Origin of the sequence: Streptomyces sp. NPDC048734, assembly GCF_043198675.1 — a bacterium.
GTDB lineage: Bacteria > Actinomycetota > Actinomycetes > Streptomycetales > Streptomycetaceae > Streptomyces.
In genome coordinates, this window is the sequence record NZ_JBICUZ010000002.1 from 506,790 (window position 1) to 531,627 (window position 24,838).

General features: G+C 74.6%; 21 protein-coding genes and 1 riboswitch. Of the genes, 9 read left to right on the forward strand and 12 right to left on the reverse strand.

Annotated features, from left to right (window positions below):
• Positions 1–121: 121 nt before the first annotated feature.
• Together ACGFQC_RS07540 and ACGFQC_RS07545 are read right to left on the reverse strand one after the other, a co-directional pair.
• Positions 122–1,573: a glycine hydroxymethyltransferase gene (locus ACGFQC_RS07540; RefSeq protein ID WP_363091252.1), complete on the reverse strand. Its 1,452-nt coding sequence runs from the start codon at positions 1,571–1,573 to the stop codon at positions 122–124.
• A gap of 44 nt (positions 1,574–1,617) precedes the next feature.
• Positions 1,618–1,706, reverse strand: a riboswitch (ZMP/ZTP riboswitch).
• Positions 1,707–2,227: 521 nt separating this feature from the next.
• Positions 2,228–3,613 (reverse strand): PLP-dependent aminotransferase family protein, encoded by a 1,386-nt coding sequence (locus ACGFQC_RS07545; protein WP_363091250.1) that lies wholly within the window; start codon positions 3,611–3,613, stop codon positions 2,228–2,230.
• Between the two features lie 47 nt (positions 3,614–3,660).
• Here ACGFQC_RS07545 and ACGFQC_RS07550 point away from each other — a divergent pair, with 47 nt between their 5' ends.
• Together ACGFQC_RS07550 and ACGFQC_RS07555 are read left to right on the forward strand one after the other, a co-directional pair.
• On the forward strand, positions 3,661–4,188 hold the full coding sequence (locus ACGFQC_RS07550; RefSeq protein WP_363091249.1) for a carboxymuconolactone decarboxylase family protein: 528 nt from the start codon (positions 3,661–3,663) through the stop codon (positions 4,186–4,188).
• Positions 4,189–4,252: 64 nt separating this feature from the next.
• Positions 4,253–4,981 (forward strand): isocitrate lyase/phosphoenolpyruvate mutase family protein, encoded by a 729-nt coding sequence (locus tag ACGFQC_RS07555; protein ID WP_363091248.1) that lies wholly within the window; start codon positions 4,253–4,255, stop codon positions 4,979–4,981.
• Positions 4,982–5,179: 198 nt separating this feature from the next.
• On the opposite strand, the gene ACGFQC_RS07560 is transcribed toward ACGFQC_RS07555, so the two are convergent.
• The 4 genes from ACGFQC_RS07560 to ACGFQC_RS07575 all read right to left on the reverse strand — a co-directional run bounded on the left by ACGFQC_RS07560 (position 5,180) and on the right by ACGFQC_RS07575 (position 9,201).
• Positions 5,180–6,169 carry a malate dehydrogenase gene (locus ACGFQC_RS07560; protein ID WP_363091247.1) on the reverse strand — a complete coding sequence of 330 codons (990 nt, stop codon included), beginning with the start codon at positions 6,167–6,169 and terminating at the stop codon, positions 5,180–5,182.
• 386 nt (positions 6,170–6,555) lie between these two features.
• Positions 6,556–7,434 carry a DUF2690 domain-containing protein gene (locus ACGFQC_RS07565; RefSeq protein WP_363091246.1) on the reverse strand — a complete coding sequence of 293 codons (879 nt, stop codon included), beginning with the start codon at positions 7,432–7,434 and terminating at the stop codon, positions 6,556–6,558.
• A 290-nt stretch (positions 7,435–7,724) separates the two neighbouring features.
• The gene (locus ACGFQC_RS07570; RefSeq protein WP_363091245.1) at positions 7,725–8,357 is read right to left on the reverse strand and encodes a DUF3017 domain-containing protein; all 633 of its coding nucleotides are present in this window, start codon (positions 8,355–8,357) and stop codon (positions 7,725–7,727) included.
• Positions 8,347–9,201, reverse strand: a complete 855-nt coding sequence (locus ACGFQC_RS07575) for a bifunctional methylenetetrahydrofolate dehydrogenase/methenyltetrahydrofolate cyclohydrolase (protein WP_363091244.1) — start codon at positions 9,199–9,201, stop codon at positions 8,347–8,349. The genes ACGFQC_RS07570 and ACGFQC_RS07575 overlap by 11 nt, the downstream gene beginning before the upstream one ends.
• 281 nt (positions 9,202–9,482) lie before the next feature.
• On the opposite strand from ACGFQC_RS07575, the gene ACGFQC_RS07580 reads away from it, so the two are divergent.
• The 5 genes from ACGFQC_RS07580 to ACGFQC_RS07600 all read left to right on the forward strand — a co-directional run bounded on the left by ACGFQC_RS07580 (position 9,483) and on the right by ACGFQC_RS07600 (position 14,204).
• Positions 9,483–10,124 (forward strand): hypothetical protein, encoded by a 642-nt coding sequence (locus tag ACGFQC_RS07580; protein ID WP_363091243.1) that lies wholly within the window; start codon positions 9,483–9,485, stop codon positions 10,122–10,124.
• 212 nt (positions 10,125–10,336) lie between these two features.
• Positions 10,337–11,089, forward strand: a complete 753-nt coding sequence (locus ACGFQC_RS07585; protein WP_363091242.1) for an FHA domain-containing protein — start codon at positions 10,337–10,339, stop codon at positions 11,087–11,089.
• Positions 11,086–12,639, forward strand: a complete 1,554-nt coding sequence (locus ACGFQC_RS07590) for a protein kinase (RefSeq protein ID WP_363091241.1) — start codon at positions 11,086–11,088, stop codon at positions 12,637–12,639. Before ACGFQC_RS07585 ends, ACGFQC_RS07590 begins: the two co-directional genes overlap by 4 nt.
• A 105-nt stretch (positions 12,640–12,744) precedes the next feature.
• Positions 12,745–13,686 (forward strand): hypothetical protein, encoded by a 942-nt coding sequence (locus tag ACGFQC_RS07595; RefSeq protein WP_363091240.1) that lies wholly within the window; start codon positions 12,745–12,747, stop codon positions 13,684–13,686.
• 47 nt (positions 13,687–13,733) lie between these two features.
• On the forward strand, positions 13,734–14,204 hold the full coding sequence (locus tag ACGFQC_RS07600; RefSeq protein WP_363091239.1) for a hypothetical protein: 471 nt from the start codon (positions 13,734–13,736) through the stop codon (positions 14,202–14,204).
• Positions 14,205–14,306: 102 nt separating this feature from the next.
• Here the strand turns inward: ACGFQC_RS07600 and purH are convergent, their stop codons facing one another.
• On the reverse strand, positions 14,307–15,878 hold the full coding sequence (purH, locus tag ACGFQC_RS07605) for a bifunctional phosphoribosylaminoimidazolecarboxamide formyltransferase/IMP cyclohydrolase (protein WP_363091238.1): 1,572 nt from the start codon (positions 15,876–15,878) through the stop codon (positions 14,307–14,309).
• Positions 15,875–16,504, reverse strand: a complete 630-nt coding sequence (gene purN / locus ACGFQC_RS07610; protein ID WP_363091237.1) for a phosphoribosylglycinamide formyltransferase — start codon at positions 16,502–16,504, stop codon at positions 15,875–15,877. Before purN ends, purH begins: the two co-directional genes overlap by 4 nt.
• Before the next feature lie 324 nt (positions 16,505–16,828).
• Between purN and ACGFQC_RS07615 the strand changes: the two genes are divergently transcribed.
• Positions 16,829–17,623, forward strand: coding sequence for a hypothetical protein (locus ACGFQC_RS07615; protein ID WP_363091236.1), 795 nt, complete (start codon positions 16,829–16,831; stop codon positions 17,621–17,623).
• 516 nt (positions 17,624–18,139) lie between these two features.
• Here the strand turns inward: ACGFQC_RS07615 and ACGFQC_RS07620 are convergent.
• Positions 18,140–19,567: a DUF6350 family protein gene (locus tag ACGFQC_RS07620; RefSeq protein WP_363091235.1), complete on the reverse strand. Its 1,428-nt coding sequence runs from the start codon at positions 19,565–19,567 to the stop codon at positions 18,140–18,142.
• A 96-nt stretch (positions 19,568–19,663) separates the two neighbouring features.
• On the opposite strand from ACGFQC_RS07620, the gene ACGFQC_RS07625 reads away from it, so the two are divergent.
• Positions 19,664–20,803, forward strand: coding sequence for a helix-turn-helix domain-containing protein (locus ACGFQC_RS07625; protein ID WP_363091234.1), 1,140 nt, complete (start codon positions 19,664–19,666; stop codon positions 20,801–20,803).
• Between the two features lie 97 nt (positions 20,804–20,900).
• Here ACGFQC_RS07625 and sucD read toward each other — a convergent pair whose 3' ends face one another.
• The 3 genes from sucD to ACGFQC_RS07640 form a co-directional block, all read right to left on the reverse strand.
• Positions 20,901–21,785 (reverse strand): succinate--CoA ligase subunit alpha, encoded by an 885-nt coding sequence (gene sucD, locus ACGFQC_RS07630; protein WP_363091233.1) that lies wholly within the window; start codon positions 21,783–21,785, stop codon positions 20,901–20,903.
• A 21-nt stretch (positions 21,786–21,806) separates the two neighbouring features.
• On the reverse strand, positions 21,807–22,985 hold the full coding sequence (sucC, locus tag ACGFQC_RS07635) for an ADP-forming succinate--CoA ligase subunit beta (protein WP_363091232.1): 1,179 nt from the start codon (positions 22,983–22,985) through the stop codon (positions 21,807–21,809).
• 905 nt (positions 22,986–23,890) lie between these two features.
• Positions 23,891–24,823, reverse strand: a complete 933-nt coding sequence (locus ACGFQC_RS07640) for a hypothetical protein (protein WP_363091231.1) — start codon at positions 24,821–24,823, stop codon at positions 23,891–23,893.
• Between the last annotated feature and the right edge of the window lie 15 nt (positions 24,824–24,838).

Consider the following 24,838-nt stretch of genomic DNA (forward strand, 5'->3'; position numbering starts at 1 on the left):
TGGCCCCCCCCCACTGTTTGCGGGGGGGGGGGGGGGGGTGGTGGGGGGGGTGTGGGGGGGGGGGGGGGGGGGGGGGGGGGGGGGGGGGGGGGGCCCCCCCCCCCCCCCCGCACGGGGTGCCTCAGCCGAGGTCGATCTGCGGGTACAGGGGGAAGCCCGCCACCAGGTCGGTCGCCCGCCGGGAGATCTCGTCGGAGACCTTCTCGTCCAGGACGTGGGAGGCCTTCGAGGGGGCGCCCGACTTCGTGGTGCCCGGCTCCGCCGTCGTCAGGACGCGGTCCATCAGGGCCGCGACCTCGTCCATCTCGGCCGTGCCGAGGCCGCGCGTGGTCAGCGCGGGGGTGCCGACCCGGATGCCGGAGGTGTACCAGGCGCCGTTGGGGTCGGCGGGGATCGCGTTGCGGTTGGTGACGATGCCCGAGTCGAGGAGGGCCGACTCGGCCTGACGGCCGGTGAGGCCGTAGGACGTGGCGACGTCGATCAGGTTGAGGTGGTTGTCGGTGCCGCCGGTGACGAGGGTCGCGCCGCGGCGCGTCAGCCCCTCCGCCAGCGCACGGGAGTTGTCGACGATGCGCCGGGCGTAGTCCTGGAAGGCGGGCTGCCGGGCCTCGGCCAGGGCCACCGCCTTCGCGGCCATGACGTGCGGGAGCGGGCCGCCGAGGACCATCGGGCAGCCGCGGTCCACCTGGTCCTTGAGGGAGTCGTCGCACAGGACCATGCCGCCGCGCGGGCCGCGCAGCGACTTGTGGGTGGTGGTCGTGACGATCTGGGCGTGCGGGACCGGGTCGAAGTCGCCGGTCAGCACCTTGCCCGCGACCAGGCCGGCGAAGTGCGCCATGTCGACCATCAGGGTCGCGCCCACCTCGTCGGCGATCTCCCGCATGATCCGGAAGTTCACCAGCCGGGGGTACGCGGAGTAGCCGGCGACGATGATGAGCGGCTTGAACTCGTGGGCCGTGGCGCGCAGCGCGTCGTAGTCGATCAGGCCGGTGGCCGGGTCGGTGCCGTAGGAGCGCTGGTCGAACATCTTGCCGGAGATGTTGGGGCGGAAGCCGTGGGTGAGGTGGCCGCCCGCGTCCAGGGACATGCCGAGCATGCGCTGGTTGCCGAAGGCCCGGCGCAGTTCGGCCCAGTCGGCCTCGGAGAGGTCGTTGACCTGGCGGGCGCCGGTCTTCTCCAGGAAGGGCGCCTCCACGCGGTCGGCGAGGACGGCCCAGAAGGCGACCAGGTTGGCGTCGATGCCGGAGTGCGGCTGGACGTAGGCGTGGCGGGCGCCGAAGAGTTCGCGGGCGTGCTCGGCGGCGAGGGACTCGACGGTGTCGACGTTGCGGCAGCCGGCGTAGAAGCGGCGGCCGACGGTGCCCTCGGCGTACTTGTCGCTGAACCAGTTGCCCATCGCGAGGAGGGTGGCCGGGGAGGCGTAGTTCTCGGAGGCGATCAGCTTGAGCATCTCGCGCTGGTCGGCGAGCTCCTGGCCGATCGCGTCGGCGACGCGCGGCTCGACGGCGCGGACCGCGTCGAGGGCGGCGCGGAAGGCGGTGGACTCGGTGGAGAGGGGCTGCTGCTCTGACATGACGTCGGCCTCCGGATGGCGTGGCGTGCAAGCGGTCACGGTCTCGGTCTGGCCCAGGCGCACGGCACTCGGTCACTGCAGGCCGCTCCCCGATGGTCCGTCCCATCCCAGCGCGCCAGTCACGGCCTGACGGTCAGCCTACCGGGGTCACCGACGGCCGCAGGGGCGACGTCCACCATGCGAGCGAGGGCGGCGGGGGCGACCGGGCCCGTCCCCGGAACGGGCCTACGCCCTCCTCCACCGGGGTGCGGGCCCGGTGGGCCGGAGCGTCGGGCGGCCCGCGAGGCGGAACGCCCGACGGTGTCGCCCGAGCCGGGAGCTCACGGCCGGCGAGGGGCAGGGTCGGCGCGCACGAGCAGCAGGGTCACCCGGAAGCGTGACGCCCACGACCGGGCGGGCCGGCCCCGGAGCGGGGCGGAGCGGCGGGCGCCGGGGCGGAGCAGAACGGCGGGCGCGGGACGGACGGCGGCCACGCCCAGGGCAGGGCGGCGGGCGCGGGACAGAGCAGGACGGCAGGCGCGGGACGGAGGGGACGCCGGGCAGGCCCCGGAGCGGAGCGGCGTGGCGGCGGGCGCCGGGGTCTGTCGTCGTGGGTGCCCGGCGGGCACGGCAGGGCCCGCGTCCGACGGTCACGGCAGAGGCCGCGTCCGACGGTCACGGCAGGGCCCGGCACAGTGCGGTCAGGGCTCCGCTCCAGGCGTGGTCCGGCGGGGTGGCGTAGCCGACCACCAGGGCGTCCAGGGGGTCGGTGCGGGCCGACGCGTGGCGGAAGCGGGAGAGGCCGTAGAGGGCCAGGCCCTGCCAGGCCGCTACCTGGATCACCGGCTGCTCGGTGCCGGGCGGGAGGCCCACCACGGCGTGCAGGCCGGCCGCGATGCCGGTCACACGGGCTTCGGGGGCGTGTTCGGCCAGGGCCGTGACCAGGGCGTCGCGGCGGCGGCGGTAGCGCAGGCGGGCCGAGCGGACGTGACGGTCGTAGGCGCCGGAGGTGAGGAACTCGGCCAGGGTCAGCTGGTCGAGGACGCCGCAGGTGTCGATGCCGCCCTTGGCGCCGGCGGCCTCCTCGGCGAGGCCGGGCGGCAGGACCGCCCAGCCGAGCCGCAGGGCGGGGGCGAGGGACTTGCTGGCAGTGCCCAGGTAGACGACGTGGTCGGGGTCGAGGCCCTGGAGGGCGCCGACGGGCTGGCGGTCGTAACGGAACTCGCCGTCGTAGTCGTCCTCCAGGACAAGTCCGCCGGTGCTGCGCGCCCAGTGCACGAGGGCCGCCCGCCGGTCGCGGTGCAGGGGCACGCCCATCGGGAACTGGTGGGCGGGGGTGAGGAGGACCGCTCCGACGCCGCTCAGACCCCCGGGGTCGGTGCCGAGCCGGTCGAAGGGCATCGGGACGGTCCTCAGTCCGGCCGCCCTCAGCTGCCGCTCGTGCACGTCGAGGCCGTACGACTCGACGGCGACCGTGCGGACCCCGCGGGCGCGCAGCACCTTGCCGAGCACCTGGAGGCCGTGCACGAACCCGGCGACGACGAGGACGCCTCCGGGGTCGGTGCGCACGCCGCGGGCGCGGGCGAGGTAGTCGGCGAGGGCGGTGCGCAGCTCGGCGCGGCCGCGCGGATCGCCGTAGCCGAGGGCGTCGTTGGGGGCGGCGGTGAAGGCGCGTCGGGCGGCCTTGAGCCACTCGGTCCGGGGGAAGGAGGCGAGGTCGGGGGTGCCGGGGCGCAGGTCGAACGCCGGGCGGCGGTGCTGCCGGTGCGGGGCCGCCGCCCCGGCCGACGGGACGACGGCGCGGTCCGCGACGCGCGTGCCGGAGCCCTGCCGGGCGGTCAGCCAGCCCTCGGCGACCAGGTCGGCGTAGGCGTCGGCGACGGTGTTGCGGGCGATGCCGAGGTCGGCGGCGAGCGTGCGGGAGGAGGGCAGCCGGGTGCCGGGGGCCAGCCGACCGCCGCGGACGGCCTCGCGCAGGGCGTCGGTCAGTCCGCGCCGCAGGCCGGGACCGGTCGGTTCCAGGTGCAGGTCGACGCCCAGAGTGGCCCAGGATTCCGGCATGGAAATGGACCATACCCGTGGGCAGCCTCGCTCCTAGGGTCGAGGGCATGACGAACGCGACCGACAGCACCACCAGTACGACCAGTACGACGACCGTGGAGTACGCCCCCGAGCACACCCCCCGGCTGGCCTGGGCCGAGCTGGCCCCCGAGGTCTACAAGGCGATGGTCCGGCTGGACGCCGCCGCCCGCAAGGGCCTCGACGCGACGCTGCTGGAGCTGGTGAAGATCCGCGCCTCGCAGCTCAACCGCTGCGCGCTCTGCGTGGACATGCACAGCAAGGACGCCCTCGCGGCCGGGGAGAGCGTGGAGCGGATCGTGCAGCTCAGTGCCTGGGAGGAGTCCGGGCACTTCTACACCGAGCGGGAGCTGGCGGCGCTGGCACTGACGGAGGCGGTGACCGTTCTGACGGACGGGTTCGTGCCGGACGCGGTGTACGAGCGGGCCGCGAAGCACTTCGGGGAGGCGGAGCTGGCGCAGCTGATCGCCGCGATCACGGTGATCAACGCGTGGAACCGGTTCGGCGTGACCTGCCGGCTGGTGCCCGGGCACTACCGGCCGGGGCAGCACCGGTGACCCTCCGCCCGGCGACGGTCCTCCGCACGGCGGTCACCCGCGACACGTCACCGGGGAGCGCGTCATGGTGACCCGGGCCGACACCTTCCGCGCGCTGCACCGCGGGCGGCTCCCCGACGATCCGCTGGTCCTGCCGGGGCCGTGGGACGCGGCCAGCGCCCGCGCCCTGGCCGACGCCGGCTTCCCGGCGCTGGCCACGCCGAGCGCCGGGATCGCCGCCTCGCTCGGCCACGCGGACGGGGAGACGCCGGCCGCGGAGATGTTCGCGGCGGTCGGGCGCATCACCCGCGCCGTGGACGTGCCGGTCTCGGCGGACGTCGAGGACGGCTACGGCCTGCCGCCGGGGGAACTGGTCGAGCGGCTGCTGGAGGCGGGGGCCGTGGGCTGCAACCTGGAGGACTCCCGCGGGGGTGTCCTCCAGGACGCGCGTGCCCACGCCGACCGGCTCGCCGAGGTGTGCGCGGCCGCCGCCGGCCGGTTGTTCGTGAACGCGCGGATCGACACCTTCCTGCGGGGCGAGCCCGACCCGGCGCGGGCCATCGAGCGGGCCGCGCTGTACGTGGCGGCCGGCGCCGACTGCGTGTACCCGATCGGCGCCCCCACCGCCGTACTGCCGCTGCTGCGGGCCGGGACCGAGGGGCCGGTCAACGTGCTCGCGCGGATCGGCGAGGGCCCCTCGCCCGCCGAACTCGGCGAACTCGGGGCCACGCGGGTCACGTTCGGGCCGGGGGTGCAGCAGCGGGCGACGGCGGCGGTCACGGAGATCGCCGCGCGGCTGCGCGACAAGCCGTAGTGGCAGGTCGTAGCTGGGTCCCGTCGCGGAACGTGCCGTAGGGGTCGGCAGCGCCGGCGAGCGGGCCGACGGGCGCGATCGGCGTCGGCGCCGGAACGCGGACGCACCGATCCCCGGGCGGCCGGTGCCGCCCGGGGATCGGGAAGTGCGGTGGTGCGCCGAGCCGTGGCTCAGACGGCGTGGCTCAGACGCCGTGGCTCAGATGAGGCCGAGCGCGCGGACCGCCTCGCGCTCCTCGGCCAGCTCCTGCACGGACGCGTCGATGCGGGCGCGGGAGAACTCGTTGACGTCCAGGCCCTGGACGATCTCGTACCTGCCGTCCTTGGTGGTGACCGGGAAGGAGGAGATGAGGCCCTCCGGGACGCCGTAGGAACCGTCGGACGGGATGCCCATGGAGGCCCAGTCGCCCTCGGCGGTGCCGTTGACCCAGGTGTACACGTGGTCGATGGCCGCGTTGGCGGCGGAGGCGGCGGAGGACGCGCCGCGCGCCTCGATGATGGCCGCACCGCGCTTGGCGACGGTCGGGATGAAGTCCTCGGCCAGCCACTTCTCGTCGTTCACGACCTCGGCGGCGTTCTTGCCCGCGACCGTGGCGTGGAAGATGTCCGGGTACTGGGTGGCGGAGTGGTTGCCCCAGATGGTCAGGCGCTTGATGTCGGCGACCGTGGAGCCCGTCTTCTTCGCGAGCTGGGTCAGCGCGCGGTTGTGGTCCAGGCGGGTCATCGCGGTGAAGCGCTCGGCCGGTACGTCCGGGGCGGCGGCCTGGGCGATCAGCGCGTTGGTGTTGGCCGGGTTGCCGACGACGAGCACCTTGATGTCGTCCGCGGCGTGGTCGTTGATGGCCTTGCCCTGCGGCTTGAAGATGCCGCCGTTGGCCTCCAGGAGGTCACCGCGCTCCATGCCCTTGGTGCGCGGGCGGGCGCCCACGAGGAGGGCGACGTTGGTGCCGTCGAAGGCGACGTTCGGGTCGTCGGTGATGTCGATGCCCTGGAGCAGCGGGAACGCGCAGTCGTCCAGCTCCATGGCGGTGCCCTCGGCGGCCTTCAGCGCGGGGGTGATCTCCAGGAGGCGCAGCTTGACCGGCACGTCCGCGCCGAGCAGCTGGCCGGAGGCGATGCGGAAGAGCAGTGCGTAACCGATCTGGCCGGCCGCGCCGGTGACGGTGACGTTCACGGGAGTGCGGGTCATGGCGTTCTCCGTATGACAGCTGGCGGTGGGGCGTCCCTGCCCCGGACGTTTGATCGATCTCTTGGCGTCAAGAGATCGACCAGCGGTCAGGCTATCGCGCATCCGGGATGCCGTACGTCCGGGGCTGTGTGGCCCGTCCCACAGAGTGGCATCCGGCCGCGGTCGCCGCACCACGTCGTACGTTCCCCGGTCCGGCGGTGCGAGAGGCGGCCGCCGGTCCGGGAGAGGGGGGAACCTGGCGGCCGCCGGTGGGGGTGCCGGGTCGTGCCGGACTCCCCTGGGGGTACCGTTCGCGTGCCCGGGGCGGAGCGGGGTATGCCTGGGCGCGCCGACCTCTTTCCCCGCGGGTTGCGGCGGCCGGTTCCGACGGCCGGACCGGTCCCCGCCTACGTGCAGCCTCGTTGCCCCGAGGCCAGCTCGGCGCACGCGCGCAGCTCGCCCGGCCCCTTCACGGCCGCCATCGGGGTGTACGCGATCGTCTCGTCGTCGCCGGTGATGCCGCCGGTCCCGCTCGTCCCGCTCGTCCCGCCCACGGTCACCCGGACGGTGTCGCCCGGTACCGCCCCGGTGAGGCGGCCCCAGGCGGCGCCGCACGTGTCGCTGTAGCGGACCTCCAGCAGGGTCGCGCCGACGGTGACGCTCCGTGCCGTGGTGACGTGCTCACCCGTGCACCCCATCTTCTCCGGGTCCTTGCCCGTGCAGCCGGGGCCGGCGCACAGCACGCCCGGCGGCAGGCCGGGGGTGGCGGAGGGTGCGGGTGTCCGGGCTGCGGTCCGGCCGCTGTCGGCGGGTCCGCCGTCGGTCAGCAGGAAGGCGCCCACGGCGACGGTCACCGCGCCGAGCGCGCCGGCCAGGAACACGGCGGGGCGCCGCGCGGGCCGGCCGGCGCCGGTCGGCCGGCCCGCCGCGGGCCGCCCGGGGCCGGACGCCGGGGTCGTCACCGTGCGGGCGCGGGACAGCAGGACGGCCTCGGTGGCGTCGCCGTGGCGCAGTTCGGAGCGGCTCCAGGCCCGCTCGGCCAGTTCCCACAGGGTGATCAGCGGGACCGGGTCGGTACCGGTGACCTCGGCCAGGGCGACGACCGCGCCCTTGGGGGCGAGGAGCCGGCCGTCGAGGTAGCGCTCCCAGGACGCCTCGCCGTAGCCGGTGCCGTCGGCGAGCACGGCCGGGCTCGCACCGCTGCCGTCCGCGATCCGGCGCAGCCGCGTGACGAACTCCCGGACCTGCGGATCCAGTGTGTCCGGCAGATCCTTCCAGCGAGGCATCGGTCCCCCCCTTCCACCGCCGTGTCCCCCGCGGCCACGGTAGCGCCCGGCCGGGTGCCACGGCTCCCCCGGCGGGATCGGTTCCCGCTCCGGGGACGACTGTGGCCGGGCGCGCACACGATGGCGGAACGGTCACCGCTGTGCCACAGCGCGCGGCCGGGCGTTGAACGACGCGCTCCCCGTGCGGCAGCGTGGAACACGACGGCGGCCCGTCCTTCTCGGGGGAGAGGACGGGCCGCCGTACGCGCGCGGAGGTGGGCCGTCAGCCCTGAGCCCTCAGCCCTCAGCCCTCAGCCGTCGACCGTGAAGTGCAGGGTGTCCTTCAGGAAGGGGATCTGCAGCCACGGGTCGGGCTGGGCCATCAGCGCCAGCAGGACGATCGCCGCGCCCAGCACGCCGTACGTCGCGATGTCGGTGAACCGGGAGCGGACGGCGAGCATGCCGACGCCGGGCAGGAACCAGCGCAGGGCGGCGCCGCCGAGCAGGGCGGCGCCGATCAGGATCGTGCCGACGCGGAACTGGTCGAAGGCGGTCACCAGCAGGCCCAGGGCGACCAGGCCGAGGACGGCCAGGACCGGCCACTGCCGGGCGGGCGCGGGGGCGTCCCCGGGCGCGGCCCGGCCGCCGCCCTCGGGGCGGGCGGTGTCCCGCGTGAACAGGGGGAAGCGGCGCGTGACGCGGCGCGGGACGCCGTCGGCGTCGGGTGCGCTGACCGGGTCGCTGACGACGGGCTCCACGAACGCCCGCTCCTCGGCGGACCGGGCCGCCGCACCGCCGTCGGCGCGGCCCGTGGTGCCGGCGTGGTCCCGGCCGTCGGCGCGGTCCGTGGCGTCGGCCCGGACCGCGGCATCGGCGCGGACCGTGGCGCCGGCCGGGCCGCCGGCGTCGGTGCGGTCGGGGTGGTTCCCGCGGTCAGCCGACACTGCGCTCCGCCGCCTCGACCACGTTGACGAGCAGTTGGGCGCGGGTCATCGGGCCGACGCCGCCCGGGTTCGGGGAGATCCAGCCGGCCACCTCGCGGACGTCCGGGTGGACGTCGCCCACGATCCGGCCCTCCGCGTTGCGGGAGACGCCCACGTCGAGGACGGCCGCGCCCGGCTTGACGTCCTCGGCGCGGATCAGGTGGGCCGAGCCCGCGGCGGCGACGATGACGTCCGCCCGCTTGAGGTGCGCCGAGAGGTCGCGGGTGCCGGTGTGGCACTGGGTGACCGTGGCGTTCTCGCTGCGCCGGGTCAGCAGCAGCGGCATCGAGCGGCCGATGGTGACGCCGCGGCCGACGACCACGACCTCGGCGCCCTTGATCTCGACGCCGTGGCGGCGCAGCAGGGTCAGCACGCCGTTCGGGGTGCAGGGCAGCGGGGCGGGTTCGTTGAGGACGAGGCGGCCGAGGTTCATCGGGTGCAGGCCGTCGGCGTCCTTGGCGGGGTCCATCAGTTCGAGGACGCGGTTCTCGTCGATGCCCTTGGGCAGCGGGAGCTGCACGATGTAACCGGTGCAGTCCGGGTCCTCGTTCAGCTCGCGGACGACCGCCTCGATCTCCTCCTGCGTGGCCGTGCCGGGCAGTTCGCGCTGGATGGAGGCGATGCCCACCTCGGCGCAGTCACGGTGCTTGCCGGCGACGTACTTCTGGCTGCCGGGGTCGTCCCCGACGAGGATCGTGCCGAGGCCGGGCGTGACGCCCTTCTCCCTCAGCGCCGCCACTCGGGCGGTCAGGTCCGACTTGATCTCGGCTGCGGTGGCCTTGCCATCGAGAATCTGGGCGGTCATGGACCCATCCTCCCGGATGACGCCCTCCCGGTTCCAATCCGGGTGACTCCGCCGCCGGACGTCCCCGCCGGGCCGGTGCGGCGACCGCTCCGGCGGTGATCCACCGGGTTGCACTTGCACAACGTCCCGGCTCACCGGCTGGACAACGAACCAGCCGTCGGCCAACGATTGACGTCCAGTGCCGCGGGCAGTACCGGGGGGACGCACCGCACCGTGGGACCTTCCTCCGCACGTGCCCCGCGTCGTCCCCGCACCCGAGTGCACACGGAGGAAGGACCGCCATGAGCTTCGGCGAGCCGAACAACCCCTACGGGCCGCCGCCCCAGCAGCCCCCGGCCGCTCCCGGCCACGGCCACCCGCAGCAGCCGCCCGCCCCCGGTCACGGCGTCCCGCAGGCCCCGCCCTACCAGCAGCAGCCGTACCCGCAGCAGGCGTACCCGCAGTACCCGGGCGGGGACCCGTATTTCCAGGGCGGCCACCACCCCGGCGGACCGGCGCAGATGCCACGGCCGACGCGCGTCGCGCAGATCCTGGTGGGGGTGATCGCCCTGGCACACCTGATCGTCGCGGGCTCGTACGTCTGGGTGCTGTCCCGGTGGGACGAGGAGATGCTGAAGGCCGGGGTGACCGACGACCCGGACGTGGAGCGCTACGCCGACCTGGGCAAGGGAATCGTCGTGTTCATGGCGAGTCTGGCCACCGTGTTCGCGATCCTCGGCATCGTGCTGCTCCTGCAGTACGCCAAGGGCGGCAACGCCGTGCGCGTGTGCTCCATCGTGTACGGCTCGTTCGCCATCGTCACCGGCATCTTCATGCTGTCGGCCTGGGGCCTCGGCCTCATCCTCATCGCCGTCAGCATCCTGGTGATCGTCTTCTGCGCGAAGCGGGAGAGCGCGGGCTGGTTCCGCCGGCCGCGCTACTGATCCACCGGCCGGCCCCGGACCCGCGGGAGCGCCCGTACCCGGTGGCGGGAGCGCCCGTTCCGATCACCGGGGGCGCCCGTCGTACCGCGCGCGCCGACCGGTTCGCGCCATTCACGCCCGCGGGCCGTGTCGGTCCCGTCCGAAGGGGGACACGGCCCCGGCGCGTCGCCCTACCCTGGCTGCGGTAGCCGTCGGGCACGGGGAGACGCACCTTGTACAGCATCATCGTGGTACCTCCGCCGACCGCCGAGGACGCGCGAGGGGGCGACCAGGTCCGGCTCGCGCCGGGCGAGCGGCTGGCCTTCGGGCGGTCCGCGGCCGACAACGACCTGCGCATCGCACACGACGGGGTCTCCCGCAGGGCGGGCGAGATCACCGCGCAGGGCGCCTTCTGGATACTGAGCAACCTCTCCGCCCGGCACACCTATGTGGTGGAGAACCCCGAGGGCGCGGGCGAGCACATCAAGGTCGGGCCGGGCCGGCTCGACGCCCCCGTGCCGTTCGAGTTCTCGCGGATCGTGCTGCCCGCGGCGGGCGACCTGCTGGCGATCCAGGTGTGGGCGCCGCGCCACGACTACCGGCGCGACGACGGGGCGGGGCCGGACGGCGACACCACCGCGCCCGCCTTCTCCATGGATCGCACGAAGCGCTACTTCGCGGTGCTGGCCGCCCTGTGCGAGCCCCGGCTGCGCGGGGAGCCGCACGCCCCACCGCCCACCGTCGACCAGCTCGTGGACCGGCTGCGCCCCGCCTGGCCCGGGGCCTCCCGCACCTCCGTCCAGTGGAACATCGACTACCTGGCCGTGAAACTGCGCCTGAAGCCGGGCCCGGACACGGCGGACACCGGCCCTCGGCTCAACGGCAAGAAGGAGTCGCTGGTCTCCCTGGCCCTCCGCTTCGACCTGGTGCGCGAGGACGACCTGGTCGTGCTGGCGGGCGCCGCCGAGAGACGAACGGCGCGGTGACCGGGCAGCCGTACGCGGTGCCGGTGCCGGCCGGCTACCGGGTGGGCGACTGGGAGGTGCGGGCGCCGCTCGCGACGGGCGCGTTCGGCAGCGTCTACGAGGCCCGGTACACCGGCGCGCGGGCGCGGCTGCCGAGGACGGCGGCGCTGAAGTTCCTGCCCACCGGCACCAGTACGCCCCGCCGGCTGGCGCACCTGCGGGACCTCGTCGAGCGCGAGGTGGAGTTGTACCGGCGGCTGAGCCATCCCCGGCTGATCCGCCTGTACGAGACGCTGACGGTCGACGACCCCGGCCGCCCCGGACTCGACGGCGCCACCGTCCTCGTGCTGGAGAAGGCGGAGGGCTCCCTGGCCGCGCTGCTCGCCCGCTCGCCCCGGCCCGCCGGGGGGCCCGAGCTGCTCGCGCAGATCTGCGAGGGCCTCCACCAGCTGCACCGGGCGGGCTGGGTGCACGGGGACCTGAAACCGGCGAACGTGCTGCTGATGCGGGACGGTTCGGTCCGCCTCGCCGACTTCAACATGGCCGCCGAACTCGAGGGCACCCACGCCTACACGCCCGCCTTCTCCACCCCCGACTACACCCCGCCCGAACTCCTGTGGTCCGAGATCGGCGAACGCGGCCGCCGCATCCGCCCCTCCGCCGACGTCTGGGCCTTCGGGGTCCTCGCCCACCTCGTCCTCACCCACACCTTCCCGCTGCCCGGCGGCACCCCGACGGCCCGCCGCGACGCGGCCGCCGCCTACGCCCGCGGCGCCGACGAGCTGCGCCTGTCCCCCCGGTTGCCGGACGTCTGGCGGGAGATCGTGCGGGACTGCCTGACCCGTACGCACGAGGAGCGCGTGGCCGCCGGGGCGCTGCTGCGCCGGGTCGAGGCCGCCGCCGCGGGCACCGCACCCCGGCCGCGCCGCCGCTCCCGGCGCGCGACCGCGGCCGCCGCGGCGGGCGCCACGGTCGCGGCGGCCGTCCTCGGCTGGGGCGTCAGCTCCCGGCTGGCGGACGGCGGCGACGGGGCGGGCGGTGGAGGGACCGGTGGCGCCACCGGGACGGCCGTACCGGCCGCCGTGTACGGCGCGGAGGACCTGCGCACCGGCCGGGGCGTCCCCGCCGCCTACCGGCTGCTGATCGTCGAGACCGCGCGCGACTGCCGTCAGGGCGACGTCACCCCCTCCCTGATCGCCGCGATGCTGAAGGTGGAGAGCGACTTCGACCCGGACCTCGCCGACCCCGCCAAGGACGAGTACGGCATCGCCCGCTGGACGCCGAGCGTGCTGCGCTGGTGGATGAACGAGGACGGCACCCCCGGCGAGTCCGTGCCCTCGCCGCCGTTCCCGCCGGCCGAGTCCGTTCCGGCGATGGGCCGCTACCTGTGCTGGATCGCGCCCCGCCTGGACCGCCGGCTGCCGGGCGACCGCCGGGTGCTGGTCGCCGTCGCCTACCGGACGTCGTACAAGAAGGTGAACGACGCGGGCGGAGTTCCCCCGAAGTACCGCGACTACGCCGCCCGCGTCGCCCACTACCTCAAGGAGTACACGCCCCCCGGCCGGAAGTGACCCTGAGACGTCCGAGGTACCGGTCGGCCTCCTGAGCCGCCACCGTGGAACCACCGCCCCGCACGACGGGGGCGGGACACCCACGGGGGAAACGGGGGGTCGGCGATGACCGGCAAGCACGCGTTCGCCCGGATGTGCCTGGTCGCGGCGGCCGTCACGGCCGCCGCGACCGGATGCACCGGCAACGGCAACGGTGACGGCGGTGACGGCGGCGGCTCGGGCGGGCGGGCCGGAGCGGCGCCGCTGACCTGGCAGCAGGAGCTGCGCGTCACCGACGCCCTGCAGCGGCTGACGAAACGGTGCATGGACCGCCACGGCTTCACGTACTGGGAGGACCGCACCCTCACCCTGCGCGAGAGCCGCCCCGTGCGGTACGTGCAGGACGACGTGGCCTGGGCGCGGACGTACGGCTACGGCGGCCCCGTCGAGGCGAAGAACGAACGGACCCGGCTGCACCACCCCAACGCCGCCTACCGGCAGCGGCTCCCCGCCGACCGCCGGGCCGCCTTCGACAGGGCCCTCGACGGCGGCGACGACGCCCACACCCTCTCGGTACGGCTGCCGGGCACCGGGGCCGAGGTCGGCAAACGGGTCGGCGGCTGCTCGGCCGAGGCGGAAAAGGCCCTCTACGGCGACCCCGCCACCTGGTTCCGCGCCGCGAGGACCGCGACCGGCCTGCGCGCGCTGTACGGCGAGGACCTGATGCGCGACCGGGAACTGACCGCGGCCGTGCGCGTCTGGTCCCGGTGCATGAGAGGGGCCGGCCTGGCCCACGCCGACCCGCGGGCCGCCCGCGACGCGATCCGCGCGAACACCGCCCGGCTGGGCCCGGCCCGCGCCGGCGAGGCGTTCGCGCTGGAGCGCCGGACGGCGGTCGCGGACGCCCGCTGCGCCCGCGGGGCGGACCTGAGGTCCGTCGTCACGGCCCGCGAGGCCCACTACGTCGACCGGCTGCGCGACCGGTACGGCGACGCGCTCGACACCTACGAGCGCCTCCAACGGCAGGCGTACGACCGGGCGGTACGGATCGTGCCGCCACGCGCCTGACGGATCACCACCGGAACACCGCAGAACACCAACGAGGGGACATCATCATGCGCAAGTTCGCCATCACGGCGGCCGTCCTCGGGCTGACCGCCCTGGGCCTCGGCCTGCCGGCCACGACCGCCCAGGCGGCCGGGTCGGACGTCCGGGCCACCGTCTGCAACAGCAAGTGGCCGGGCCGCAACGGCAACGTCTACGCCTGGGACGCCCTGGACTGCCAGGGCTCGCCGCTCGGCGTCACCGCGGGCAACGACGCCGACTGGAACGCGGCCGGCGGCGGTTTCGCGAACGCCTGGGACAAGGCGTCGTCCGTCATGAACGCCGGCTACACCGGCGGCAACGACGTCGTGCAGTTCTGGTTCATGGAGAACCACGGCGGGGGCTACACCTGCCTGTCGCCCAACGAGTACTTCGCGGACGACCTGAGGGACAACTTCTTCACCAGCGGCCCCGTCGTGAACGACAACATCCGCTCCCACCGGTGGGTGACCGCGGGCTCCTGCTCGCAGTGGCTGACCTGAGCCACCGGGCGCCGACGGCAAAGGCGGGCGGACCGGCAGGGTGCCGGGCCGCCCGCCCTCGCGTCGGCGGCGGACCGTCAGTGGAACGCCGGCGGCGGACCGTCAGTGGAAGAAGTGGCGCGTCCCCGTGAAGTACATGGTGACGCCCGCCTTCTTCGCGGCCTCGACGACCAGCTCGTCACGGACCGAACCGCCGGGCTGGACCACGGCCTTCACGCCGGCCTCGACGAGGATCTCCAGCCCGTCGGGGAAGGGGAAGAACGCGTCGGAGGCGGCGTACGCCCCCTGCGCGCGCTCCGCGCCGGCCCGCTCGACGGCGAGCTTGGCGGAGTCCACCCGGTTGACCTGGCCCATGCCGACGCCGACCGAGGCGCCGTCCTTGGCGAGCAGGATCGCGTTGGACTTCACGGCCCGGCAGGCCTTCCAGGCGAAGGACAGCTCGGCCAGTTCGCCGGCGGTGAGCGCCTCGCCCGTCGCCAGCGTCCAGTGGGCCGGGTCGTCGCCCTCGGCCTGGAGGCGGTCGGTGACCTGGAGGAGGGCACCGCCGTCGATCGGCTTGACCTCGACCGGGTTGGCCGGGGCGCCCTCGGCCTTGAGCACCCGGATGTTCTTCTTCCTGGCGAGGGCCTCCAGGGCCCCCTCCTCGTAGCCCGGCGCGACGATGACCTCGGTGAAGATCTCGGCGACCTGCTCCGCCATCTCCTTGGAGACCGGGCGGTTGACCGCGATGACGCCGCCGAACGCCGACAGCGGGTCGCACGCGTGCGCCTTGCGGTGCGCCTCGGCGACGTCCGCGCCGGTCGCGATGCCGCAGGGGTTGGCGTGCTTGATGATCGCGACGCAGGGCTCGTCGTGGTCGTACGCGGCACGGCGGGCGGCGTCCGTGTCCGTGTAGTTGTTGTACGACATCTCCTTGCCGTGGAGCTGCTCCGCCTCGGCGAGGCCGCCGGTGCCGTCGACGTAGAGCGCCGCGCCCTGGTGCGGGTTCTCGCCGTAGCGCAGGGTGTTCTCGCGCGCGTAGGTGTGGCCCAGGAAGTCGGGGAAGCCGCTGTCGTCGACGGCCGCGTAGTCGTCGGCGAACCAGGAGGCGACGGCGACGTCGTAGGCGGCCGTGTGCCGGAAGGCCTCGGCGGCCAGCCGCTTGCGGGTGGCGAGGTCGAAGCCGCCGTCCCCGACCGCGGCGAGGACGTCGGCGTACCGGTCCGGACTGGTGACCACGGCGACCGACGGGTGGTTCTTGGCGGCGGCACGCACCATGGACGGCCCGCCGATGTCGATCTGCTCGACGCACTCGTCGGGCGAGGCGCCGGAGGCGACCGTCTCGCGGAACGGGTAGAGGTTCACGACGACGAGGTCGAACGGCTCGACGTCCAGCTCGGCGAGCTGCCGCCGGTGGTCCTCCAGCCGCAGGTCGGCGAGGATGCCGGCGTGCACGCGCGGGTGCAGGGTCTTGACGCGTCCGTCCAGGCACTCGGGGAAGCCGGTCAGCTCCTCGACCTTGGTGACGGGGACGCCGGCGGCGGCGATGCGGGAGGCGGTGGACCCGGTGGAGACGAGGGTGACACCGGCCTCGTGCAGCCCGCGGGCCAGCTCTTCGAGGCCGGTCTTGTCGTAGACGCTGACGAGCGCGCGACGGATCGGCCGCTGGGTGCTCTCGTTGCTCTCGGCGGTCACTGGATAACTACCTTTCGTCCCTCGATGCGATAGCCGTTGCGGGCGAGGCGCCCCACGACCTCGACGAGCAGCCTTCGCTCGACTTCCTTGATGCGCTCGTGCAGCGCGCTCTCGTCGTCCTCGTCCCGGACCTCCACCACGCCCTGGGCGATGATCGGGCCGGTGTCGACGCCGTCGTCGACGAAGTGGACGGTGCAGCCGGTGACCCGGGCGCCGTACGCGAGCGCGTCCCGCACTCCGTGGGCACCCGGAAAACTGGGGAGCAGGGCGGGGTGGGTGTTCACGAACCGCCCGCCGAACCGCGCCAGGAACTCCTTGCCGACGATCCTCATGAACCCGGCGGACACGACGAGGTCGGGCTCGTGGGCGGCGACGGCCTCCGCGAGGGCGGCGTCCCACGCCTCGCGGGTGTCGTAGTCCTTCACCTTGCGCACGAAGGTGGGGATCCCGGCCCGCCCGGCCCGCGCGAGCCCCTCGATGCCCTCCCGGTCCGCGCCGACGGCCACGATCTCGGCGCCGTACGCCTCGACACCGGTCGCGGCGATCTCGTCGAGCAGTGCCTGAAGATTCGTACCGGAACCGGAGACCAGCACGACGAGGCGCTTGGCCTCGGGCTTGGCGGCCACGATGGGGCCCTTTCTCGGGGGAGCGTCTGTCCGTCGGCCGACTCACGACGCCACGCTTGTGCATTCATACGAATGCTTCGCGCCCCGGGATACGGGGAAGTCTACGAAGCGGCCGACCGTCAGCAACGATACCGGCACACCGGACGGCCCCCGCGGGACGGGGGCGTGGCCGGAAGGTAGCGTCTGGGGCGAGCGGGCTCGGGAACGCGGTCGTCGTGCGGAGCGTTTCCCCTGTGACCGCTCCCATCCGACAGCCGTACGCGGTCGCCTCGGCCAGCAGGCCGTGACCACCGTCGCGATCACTTAGGGGAAGACGCTCTCTTGATGCCGGACCGCAGTCTGCGACTCCTCACGCTCCCCCCGCAGTCACCGCAGGGAGGGGAGCGCGGCGCCGTGCTGCTGCGGGAGCGCCCAGCCACCCCGCCCGACGCGTCCACGGGCCGGGTGAGCGGCGACGAGGGTTCCTCGCCGAAGGATTCCCCGCCGAGCGGCTCCTCGCCGAACGACGACAACCCCTTCGCCCCGCCCCCGGAAGGCACCCCCGACCGCCCGTGGCAGCCCCGTCGCCCGTCCCAGGGCGGGGGCGAGCCGCCGTCCGGGAACTCCCCCTGGGGCAGCCAGTGGAGCGACCACCAGCCCGGCCGTTCCGGCGGCGGCTTCGGCGAGCGCCCCGGCGGCCCTCCCGAGGGCGGCGACCCCGGCTCCGGCCCCACTCCCAGCCCGCGCTGGGATCCCACCGACCCGTCCCAGCGCCGCGCGCGCTACGCCCTCCTGTGCGGCATGTGGGCCTTCTTCTTCGCCCTCTTCGGCTGGCCCTACGTGGCCCTCCTCCTCGGCGCGCTGGCCCTCAACTGGGGCATCAGCGCGCTGCGGGCCAAGCCGCGCACCCCCGACCCGGACAACCCCCGGCCGCCCGCCCGCCCCCAGACCACGGCGGCCGTCAGCGGCATCGTCACCGCCTCCCTGGCCCTGGCCCTGGTGGCCCTCACCTTCACGGCGCAGCTGGTCTACAGCGACTACTACACCTGCACGAACGACGCCCTGACCAACAAGTCCGAGCAGGCCTGCGAGGACCTGCTGCCGGAACAGCTGAGGGACGTCCTGGGCGGCAACAGCTAGAGGCAGCACGCCCCAGCGGCAGAAACCGCACCACCGGGGCCCCGTGGCTCCGCCCCCGGGGCCCCACCCCCGCCCACCCCGACCCGGCGGGCCGAAACCGCTCCGGCCGGGCGTCTCCTCCCGGCCGAGGCCAGGCATCCGGCACCCCCAGCGCCCACCCGCCGGGGACGAGCGACGAACACCGGCCGGCACACGCAGCCCGCCCGAGTGCGCCCCTCCGGAGAAGCCTGAGGGCAAGACCCGCCCAGGCCCGGCAGCCGGGGTCCAGGCCCGGCAGCCGGGGTCCAGGAGCGGGCCGCCGGGGTCCAGGAGCGGGCCGCCGGGGTCCAGGAGCGGGCCGCCGGAAGCGGCGACTCCCGGACGGTGAACACCGGCCGGCACACGCAGCCCGCCCGGAGGCGCCCCTCCGGGGCAGCCTGAGGACAAGACCCGTCCAGGCCCGGCAGCCGGGGTCGGGGGGCGGCAGCCGGGGTCGGGTCGGGAAGGGGCGGCGGGGGCGAGAACGCTCCGCGCCGTTCACGGCGTCCCGGTGCCCTCCTCGCGCTCGAAGTCGTACGGCTCGGTGTCCGCGCCGGACGCCGGCGCGGGCACGGCCACCGACAGCGGCACCGGCACCGACGTCCGCACGGGCGCAGCCGCGCCCGTCACCTCACCCCGCCCCCACCACCACCGCAGGCCGAGCCCCACCGGCATCCCCACCCCCACCACCCACACCCACACCGCCGCCCCCACCTGCCACCCCACCGGCCCGAACCGGGCCAGGCTCCCCACCCCCAACGGCCCCCCGGCCATCGCCGCCAGCACGCCGAACCCCACCGCGCACAGCACCGCCGCCAGCCCCACCACCCCCACCGTCCGCTTCCAGGACCAGACCCGTCCGCCGGGCCGCACGGCGCCCCGGCCCACGAACATCCCCACCGCACCCCCGCCCAGCAGCGCCATCACCGCCGCGGCCCAGTTCAGCCCTCCACCCGCCCCCGCCTCCGGCACCGCCGCGAGCAACGGGAACGGCGGCAGCAGCGGAGCCGGGTCGGAGGTCAACGGCGTCACCACGTGCCCGGTCCCCAGCACGAACCCGGGGCCCACCGCGTACGCCGCTCCCCACACCGCCGCGTTCGGCACCAGCACCACGCACAGCAACAGCACCGCGAACCGCCCCGACCAGCCCCCGGTCAGCTCCAGGAACGCCCCCCGCGCCGCCCCGAGGTGCCACACCGACGAGACCACCACCAGCAGGGCACCGCCCCCCACCAGCACCGCGGCCCCCGCTCCCGCCGCCCGCACGGCCACCGCCACCCGCTCCCGTCCCTCCGCCCCCAGCACCAGCCGCCGCGCCCCGCGCGGCAACAGCACCAGTACCCGCTCCACCGGCCCGCGGGGGCAGCCGTACGCCACCCACACCCCGACCCCGGCCGCGACGGCCACGAGCACCGGCAGCGACACCACGGCCCCGAGCCAGGAGGGCCGCAGGGCGCCACCGGCCGCGTACCCCGCGGCCGTCGCGGCGACGGCGAGGTACCCGAGGACCACCCCCGCCCACGCGGTCCGCGCGCTCACCAGGGGAGCGCCCTCCTCCCCGGTCCCGTCCACGGCGTCCCGCGCGGCCCGGTGCAGCAGCCACACCGGCAGGGCGAGCAGCAGCAGGGGGGTGACACCGACCGGCGCGGGGACCCCGGACAGGGTGTCGGCGCGGACCAGTTCCACCCCGTGCGCCAGCAGCCACAGCGCGGCCGCGACGTGCAGCGCGCCACCGGGCCCGCTGTCCGGATAGGGCGAGCTGATCCACAGCACCGTCACCAGCACGGCGAACGAACCGAGCCCTAGCCCCGCGGCCAGCGCACCGCCGAGCAGTCCGGCGGCCAGTCCGGGGGAGCGATGCCGCGACCGGGCGAGAAGGAGCGACAACGACGAACGACGAGCGGTCATCTGGATCACGCCCGCCATGGTCCCAACGACACGCGTCTTCCCGTCGTAACGGGCGAACCATCGCTGTGTCGCTCAATATACGTTTATGTACTTTTTCGTACGAAGGGGTGCCCTGTGACACAGTGCTTCGACACCCCGCTCCCCCCGCCCGAGGAACGCCGACGCCTGCGCGAGAAGCGCTCGCTGACGCAGGCTCAACTGGCGGCGCGACTGGGTGTCAGCAGGGAGACGGTGCGTGCATGGGAGACCGGCCGCTCCACTCCGAGCGGCCGCAAGAGGGAGTCGTACGCGAAACTGCTGGCCGAGCCGACGGACGAGCTACCGGCCGAGATGACGGGCCCCCAGAAGGCGGAGCCCGCACCCGAGCTGACGACCGGTCCGGGCACGGCCGGGAAACCCTCCGCACCCGGGCCCGCCCGCGCTCCCACCCCCACACCCGCGTCCCCCCTCTCCCCTCCCCTGACTCCCGCTCAGGCCTTCGACGCCCTGTACGCGTTCTGCGCCCCGGCCCTCGTCCGCCAGGCCTACCTCCTCACCGGCCGCCGCGAACTGGCCCGCGAGTCGGTCGAGCGGGCCTTCCAGGTCGCCTGGCAGCGCTGGCCGGAGGTGGCCGTCGACCCCGACCCGCCGAGCTGGGTCCGCGCGACGGCGTACGAGTACGCGCTGTCCCCCTGGCACCGGTTCCGCCCCCGCTACCGCCACCCCGAACCACCGCCGGCCGACGCCCGTGACCGCGCCCTGCTCGACGTCCTCCTGACGCTCCCGCCGTCCTACCGCCGCACCCTCCTGCTGTACGACGGGGTCGGCCTGGGGCTGCCGGAGACCGCGGCGGAGACGGAGGCGAGCACACCGGCGGCGGCGAACCGCCTGCTGCACGCCCGCGCGGCGGTCGCCGCCCGGCTGCCGGAGCTGGCGGAACCGCGCGAGCTGCACCGCAGCCTGGCGCAGACGGCGTCGACGGAACGCCTGCGCGCCGCCAAACCCCCGACGGTACGGATCGGCAGCGAACGCCGGGCCCGGTTCTGGACCAGGGCGGCGATCGCCGTCACGGTGGCGATCATCGGAGCGACGGCCCTCACCCTGAGGTCGGCCCCCACCCGCTACGAACCCCCGGTCCCGCCCGGCGAGACGGTCCGCGGCATCCCCCCGAGGACGGCCCCGGGCCCCCTGTCGACCGCGGAACTGGCGCTGCGGGCCAAACTCCGGGCGGAAGCGGCGAACGGCCCGGAGAGGCTCCGGCCGGAGCCCCGCTGACGCGACGGCCCCGGCCCGCTCGCCGCCCGCGGACACGACGGTGGGCCCGTCCCGGGCAAGGGGACGGGCCCACTGACGTTCAGCCGGAGGGAGCCGTTCAGCCGGCCAGGATCTCCCGGGCCAGCTTCGCCGTCTCGGTCGGCGTCTTGCCGACCTTGACGCCGGCGGCCTCGAGGGCCTCCTTCTTGGCGGCGGCCGTACCGGAGGAGCCGGAGACGATGGCGCCGGCGTGGCCCATGGTCTTGCCCTCGGGCGCGGTGAAGCCCGCGACGTAGCCGACGACCGGCTTGGTCACGTTCTCCTTGATGAAGGCCGCGGCCCGCTCCTCGGCGTCGCCGCCGATCTCACCGATCATGACGATCAGGTCGGTGTCGGGGTCGGCCTCGAACGCGGCGAGCGCGTCGATGTGCGTGGTGCCGATGATCGGGTCGCCACCGATGCCGACGGCGGACGAGAAGCCGATGTCGCGCAGCTCGTACATCATCTGGTACGTCAGCGTGCCGGACTTCGAGACCAGGCCGATACGGCCCGGCTTCGTGATGTCGCCCGGGATGATGCCGGCGTTCGACTGGCCCGGCGTGATGAGACCGGGGCAGTTCGGGCCGATGATCCGGGTCTTGTTGCCCTTCGAGCCCGCGTACGCGTAGAAGGCGGCGGTGTCGTGGACTGCGATGCCCTCGGTGATGACGACCGCGAGGGGGATCTCGGCGTCGATCGCCTCGATGACGGCGGCCTTGGAGAAGGCCGGCGGCACGAAGAGGACGGACACGTTGGCGCCCGTCTTCTCCATCGCCTCGGCGACCGTGCCGAAAACGGGGATCTCGGTGCCGTCGATGTCGACCGACTGACCCGCCTTGCGGGGGTTCACGCCACCGACGATGTTGGTGCCGTCCGCCAGCATGAGCTTGGTGTGCTTCATGCCCGTGGCACCGGTCATGCCCTGGACGATGACCTTGCTGTCCTTGTCGAGGAAGATAGCCATGGCTGTGTCTGTCCCTCTTCCTTACTTCGCAGCCGCGAGCTCGGCGGCCTTGTCGGCCGCGCCGTCCATGGTGTCCACGCGCTGGACCAGCGGGTGGTTGGCGTCGGAGAGGATCTTGCGACCCAGCTCGGCGTTGTTGCCGTCCAGGCGGACGACGAGGGGCTTGGTGACTTCCTCGCCCTTGTCCTTGAGCAGCTGCAGCGCCTGCACGATGCCGTTGGCGACCTCGTCGCAGGCGGTGATGCCGCCGAAGACGTTGACGAAGACGGACTTGACGTCCGGGTCGCCGAGGATGATCTCCAGGCCGTTCGCCATGACGGCGGCGGAGGCGCCACCGCCGATGTCGAGGAAGTTGGCGGGCTTGACGCCGCCGTGGGCCTCACCGGCGTACGCGACGACGTCGAGGGTGCTCATGACGAGACCCGCGCCGTTGCCGATGATGCCGACCTCGCCGTCGAGCTTGACGTAGTTGAGGTTCTTCTCCTTGGCCGCGGCCTCGAGGGGGTTGGCCGCCGCGTGGTCGACGAGCGCCTCGTGGTCGGGGTGGCGGAAGTCCGCGTTCTCGTCCAGGGAGACCTTGCCGTCGAGGGCGATGACGTCGCCGGAGGCGACCTTCGCCAGCGGGTTGACCTCGACGAGGAGGGCGTCCTCCTCGATGAAGGTCTTCCACAGCGTCACGAGGACGTCGGCGACCTTGTCCGCGACCTCGGCCGGGAACTTCGCGGCCTCGACGATCTCGCGGGCCTTCTCGGGGGTCACACCCTCGTTGGCGTCGATCGGGGTCTTCGCGACGGCCTCGGGGCGGGTGGCCGCCACCTCCTCGATGTCCACGCCGCCCTCGACGGACGCGATGGAGAGGAAGGTGCGGTTGGTGCGGTCCAGGAGGAAGGAGACGTAGTACTCCTCCAGGATCTCCGGGGCCGTCTCGGCGATCATCACCTTGTGGACCGTGTGGCCCTTGATGTCCATGCCGAGAATGTCCGTCGCACGGGCGACGGCCTCGTCCGGGGTGGCGGCGAGCTTCACGCCACCGGCCTTGCCGCGGCCGCCGACCTTCACCTGGGCCTTGACTACGGACTTGCCACCGAGACGCTCAGTGGCTGCGCGGGCCGCCTCAGGCGTGTCGATGACTTCACCGGCCAGCACCGGTACATCGTGCTTGGCGAAGAGGTCCCTCGCCTGGTACTCGAACAGGTCCACGCGCTTCCGTCCCTATCAGTGATCTCGCGGTTCGTTGTCTGCGTGGGCGTGCCGCGAGGGCAACGTGACGTCCGCCGTCTGTCAGTCACAAGGGAGGCGCACACGGTGTCCGAGCGCGCGGCATGTCCGTCTCGCAGGTTATCGCTGCTTGCGGGGGGCCCCTAAATCGAGGGTCACACCTGAGCGGTGATACCTGTCACATGATGCCGACATCACTGGCACGCCGTGCCGCCTGTGAGGAGGGGGAGGTGGTGACGGAGGCGGGGCGGAGGCGGGGCGGAGGCGGAGGCGGAGGCGGTAGTGGCGGCGGAGGCGGCGGCAGCGGCAGCGGCAGCGGCAGCGGCAGCGGCAGCGGAGACACGCGACCGGGACGGAGCCCGGGAGGGGTCTCACCGGGCTGGGGTTGGCCCGGTGAGACCCGTGGAACAGCCCCGGAGGGGCTCGGGGCCGGGCCGTCCCCACCCCAATGGGGACGGCCCGGCCCCGTTCCGCGGGGGTGGGGCCGGAACGACCGACGGCCTCGGCCGTCCGGTTCCCGCCTCCCGCGGAGTCGGTGCCCCGCCGACGTGCGGCCGGCGGGAAGAATGCGAGGCCCGCGGGGCCCGGTGCGCGCGGGTGCGCTCGCTGCGTGCGCGGACCGGGGGATCAGGCGTGCCGGGCCTCGGCGACGTCCCGCACCGGGCGGCACGACCGGGCGGGGACGACCAGGCGGGGGCGACCATGCCGGCAGCCGGCCGGGCGGGGACGACCATGCCGGCAGCCGGCCGGGCCGCGCGCCGTCGGAAGGACGCCACCGGCTCGCCTCGTGCGTGAGTTCTTACGCGAAGGGGGTGGCGGGGCCGTCAGATCTCCGGCGCACCGGTCAGCCGTACGGGTGACCGTCCGGGCGGAGAGGGCGGCCTGCCCTAGCCGGGGAAGAGGGGGATCTCCCGGTACCTGTCCTCGATCCCGACCACGTCCGTACGCACGGCGCTGCCGGGAACCAGCAGCAACGGCACCCGCTGCTGCGGCGGCACGGCGTGCGCGTCGCCGTGCCGCGACACACCGCCGTCGAGCTGTGACGCACTGCCCAGCGCGCCGTCGGGCGCCCCGGCGGGCGTTCGCTCCGCGGGCGCGTGCGCGCCGGTCCCGGTGTGCCCGGTACGGCCCCGCACTCCACCGCGCGCCACCGTTCCGCTCGGGTACTCGCGTACGACGCCCCGGGGGCCGCACGACGGTCGCGGCGCCGCCGGGTCTACGGTCCCGGAGTCCGGTCCGGGGTCCGACGCCGGGTGGACCGGTTCCGGGTGGACCGGTTCCGGATGGACCGGTTCCGGATGGACCGCTGGCGGTAGATCCGAGGCCGGGAGGTCCGACACCGGCAGGGCCGGCAGGGCGGGCGCCGGCAGGGACGGCAGGTTCGACACCGGCAGGGCGGGCGCCGGCAGGGACGGCAGTGGGGGAAGGTCCGGCGGCGGCACCGTGGGCGTCCCCTCCACCACCACCGCCGCCAACCGCTCGCTCACGTCCTCCAGTGCTTCACCGGTGAACTTCACGACCCGCTCCCGCACCGGAAGCACGGGGTTCGTCGGGGCGGCCGGACGCGCCGGCGTCTCCTCGGCCGGGGCCGGGACTGAGGCGGAAGGCGCGGAAACGGAACCGGATGACGGTCCGGAGACAGCATGCGGTGAGGCCAGTTCGGCCACGGTCTTCGACAACGAGGCGGCCGGCGGTACTCCGTCCGCCGCCTGCGCCTGCCCGCCGAGGAGGAGTCCCAGCGCGAACAACCCGCCCAGCAGCAGCACGCCGCGCAGCGCGATGCTTGCGGCGACGGCGGGCAGGCGAGCGGGGCGGGCCAAGGGGGAGGAACCTCC